Annotated in this window: 5 protein-coding genes; 3 read left to right on the top strand and 2 right to left on the bottom strand. The window is 70.9% G+C overall.

Translation table 11 applies throughout. The annotated features are described in order from the left end of the window. On the top strand, window positions 1–613 hold a 613-nt coding region (locus V6M42_RS12930), incomplete at its 5' end, for an NADPH-dependent FMN reductase (RefSeq protein ID WP_332678845.1). A gap of 15 nt (window positions 614–628) precedes the next feature. On the opposite strand, the gene V6M42_RS12925 is transcribed toward V6M42_RS12930, so the two are convergent. Continuing rightward, a complete protein-coding gene (locus V6M42_RS12925) occupies window positions 629–1,120 on the bottom strand; it encodes a hypothetical protein (RefSeq protein ID WP_332678844.1) in 492 nt (163 codons plus the stop codon). A gap of 137 nt (window positions 1,121–1,257) precedes the next feature. Between V6M42_RS12925 and V6M42_RS12920 the strand changes: the two genes are divergently transcribed. Together V6M42_RS12920 and V6M42_RS12915 are read left to right on the top strand one after the other, a co-directional pair. After that, complete coding sequence (locus V6M42_RS12920; protein ID WP_332659897.1) at window positions 1,258–1,638, top strand: hypothetical protein; 381 nt, start codon at window positions 1,258–1,260, stop codon at window positions 1,636–1,638. Between the two features lie 110 nt (window positions 1,639–1,748). After that, complete coding sequence (locus V6M42_RS12915) at window positions 1,749–2,450, top strand: SIMPL domain-containing protein (RefSeq protein ID WP_332678843.1); 702 nt, start codon at window positions 1,749–1,751, stop codon at window positions 2,448–2,450. Window positions 2,451–2,460: 10 nt separating this feature from the next. Here V6M42_RS12915 and V6M42_RS12910 read toward each other — a convergent pair. Then, the coding region (locus V6M42_RS12910) for a M20/M25/M40 family metallo-hydrolase (protein ID WP_332678842.1) at window positions 2,461–3,264 on the bottom strand (804 nt) is incomplete at its 5' end.

Below are 3,264 nucleotides of genomic sequence, written 5' to 3'. Positions count from 1 at the left end.
GGACCACCCCATGACCAGACACAGGATCGCAATCGTCGTCGGCAGCCTTCGCAAGGACAGCATCAACCGGAAGATCGCGCGCTCGATCTGCGCCTTCTCGTCGGACATGCTGGACTGCAGTCTCGTCGAGATCGGCGACCTGCCTCTCTACAATCAGGACTCCGACGCCGACTCGCCGCCCGAATTCGTGCGCTTCCGGCAGGAGATCGCCGCCGTGGACGGCGTCCTGTTCTGCACCCCCGAGTACAATCGCGGCGTCCCGGGCGTGCTCAAGAACGCCATCGACGTCGGCTCCCGCCCCTATGGCGCGAGCGTCTGGGACAAGAAGCCCGCCGCCATCGTCAGCGCCTCGCCGGGCGCCATCGGCGGCTTCGGCGCCAACCATCAGCTGCGCCAGGCCTGCGTGTTTCTGAACATGCCCGTGATGCAGCAGCCCGAGGCCTATCTCGGCCACGTGTCGGCCGACCAGTTCGACGAGGACGGCTGCCTTCGCGACGGCCCGCTCAAGGACGTGGTCATGACCCTGGCCGGCGCCTTCGCCAACTGGGTCGACATCATCGTCCGCGGCCGCCGGCTGCTCGCCGAGGACGCGGCCCACGCCGCCGGATCATAGCCGGCGGCTCCCGCCCTATTGCGAGAACAGCAGCAGGCTGTGGTCCGGGCCCGAGATCAGGATGCCGTTGTTGGGTGTCCGGGCGATGCGGTCCGCATTGTCCAGGGCGCGGATCACCTCGTCGAGGCGCGGCGGCAGGCCTATCTCGCAGACCGGAGCCGGGGGCGAGCCCGCCGGTCCAGCGGGCCTGATCGAGGCGAAGGCGATGCCCGGCCCGTCGATGCGGTAGGCGCGCGCCATCCCGGCGCATCGCGGCTCCCACCACAGCTGCCGTTCGTCGCCCGTCAGCGACAATCCGACCGGCTCGTCGAACTCGCGACCGTCGATCCCCGCCACCCGCCACGCCCCGGCGAGACTCCCAACCTGCGTGGACGGATCCGCCGCCGCCGGCGCAGGGGCGGGCGGCGCTTCCTGCGAGGGGGCAGGCGTCGCCGGATCCTGACCCGGCTGCCCACAGGCCGCCAGCGCCATCATCAGGACCAGGGGGGCCGCGCGAAATCGTCTCATGGCCGGGAATCTAGAGGGGGGCGGGCCGCTCCGCAAACAGCGGCGCCGTAAATGCGTGAAGAGTGTAACGGATCGACAACCTTGAATGGTTAGACCTGCGGCTCTCTGCAAAAGGCGGAGGCTTTGGGGGCTACCAGATGAAGAAGACCGCTGCCGTCGCGCTGTGCGCCGCATTGAGCCTGGGCGCCTGCGCCACCCACCCGAACGACATTTCGGCCAGCTACGTCTCGCCGATGAACTATGCGCACTACACCTGCCCCCAGCTCGGTGAAGAGAACCGCCGCGTGGCGGCCAAGGTCAGCGAACTGACCGCCAACCAGCGCAGCCGCGCCAACAACGACACCGCCGCCATGACGGTCGGCCTCGTGATCTTCTGGCCGGCCCTGTTCCTCCTCGCCAACGGCGACCAGAAGGAAGAACTCAGCCGGCTGAAGGGCGAGTATGACGCCATCGACCAGGCGGCCATCCAGAAAGAATGCATTCGCGGCTCCGCCATCCGCGGCGCCTTCAGCTCATAATGAACCGGCGGGCGGGGCGCGCCGCGTCCCGCCGCCCATCCTGTCGCACCGCCACGGGCCCGCCACTTTCGCGGCCTCTCTTCTCTCCGGGGCGATTTGCGGGACGGGTCATGAAGCGGATCGGACTGGTTTTTCTCCTGCTGGCGGCGGGTTGCACCCAGCCGCCGGATCCCCGCGGCGTGCGCCCGGACGAGGTGCTGCTGCAGGTCGCCGCCACCGGCCGCGCCGAGGCCCGCCCTGACGAGGCCCGGCTGACCGTCGGGGTCTCGACCAGCGCCCCGTCCGCCGCCGCCGCCAGCGCCGGAAACAACGCCGCCATGGCGCGCGTCTCGGCCGCCCTTGCACGGCTCGGCGTGAAACCCGACGACATCCAGACCCGATCCGTCACCCTCGGCCGCGTCGACTACGGCCCGGGCCGCGGCGGCTATCGCGCAGAGAACATGGTCGAGGTCCGCATCCGCGACGTCCGTCAGGCGGGCCCCGCCATATCCGCCGCCACCGAGGCGGGCGGCAACGTCGTCTCCGGCCCCGACCTGCAGGCCTCCGATCCCGAGCGGGCGAAGAACGCCGCCTACGCCGCCGCCTACAAGGCCGCCCGGGCCCGCGCCGAGGCCTATGCCGCGGCCGCAGGCCTGAAGGTCGAGCGGGTCATCGCCATCCGCGACGGTTCCGGCCAGCCGCCGGTTCCCTGGTACGTGGGCGACGCGCGCAACATGGCCGTCGCCCAGAGCGTGGCGCCGGCCCCTCCCGTCCACGCCGGCGCCGGCGCCTATGAGGTGCAGGTTCACGCGGACTTCGCCCTGGCGCGGTGACCGGCGAGGGCTACTGCCGTCGCCCGGCCGAAGCCTGCCGCGCCGTCTCGAACTCCGCGCCCGGATTCCATTCCGGCCAGTCGCCGCTGTCGGCCAGGTCGCGGCCCACGGCGTACAGCAGGTCCACGTCCACGGCCGCCGCGTCCATCACCCACGCCGGCGTCCATTCGTCCGACGGCTTGTGATAGCGGTTCGCCACATAGTCGCGGCTGGCTTCGTTGTGCCCGGTGAAGCCCGCCGCCCCGAACAGGGCCGGCACGCCCTTCTTGGCCAGCGGGAAGTGGTCGGAGCGGTAGAAGCCGCCCGCCTGGGGCGCCGGATCGGGGATCAGGGTCCGGCCCTGCTCCGTCGCCCGCCGCTCCAGCCACGTATCCGTCTGGCTCTTGCCCGCCCCCATGACCACGATCTGCGGCGAGACCTCGGTCCCGGGCAGGAAGCTGTCCATATTGATGTTGGCCACCGTCGTCTCCAGCGGCCAGACCGGATTGGCGGCGTAGTATTCGGCCCCCAGCAGCCCGGCCTCCTCGGCCGTCCAGGCCGCGAACACCACCGACCGCTCGGGCGCCGCGCCGGCCTTGAACAGCCGCGCCAGTTCGATCAGCCCGGCCACGCCGGTCGCATTGTCGACGGCGCCGTTATAGATGTCGTCGTCCCCCACCGGCGTCGCGCGGCCGTAGGCGTCCCAGTGGGCGCCGTACAGCACCGTCTCCTCGGGATGCGTCGCCCCCGGGATCCGCGCCAGGATGTTGCGGCTCTCGATCCGGTCGGCGGTCTGGCCGAAGTCGATCGACATCGTCACCCCGTCCAGCGTCAC

Source organism: Brevundimonas sp. (assembly GCF_036677305.1).
Classification (GTDB): Bacteria; Pseudomonadota; Alphaproteobacteria; order Caulobacterales; family Caulobacteraceae; genus Brevundimonas.
The sequence above is the reverse complement of the archived record's forward strand: the minus strand, read 5'-3'. Positions and strand labels throughout refer to the sequence as shown.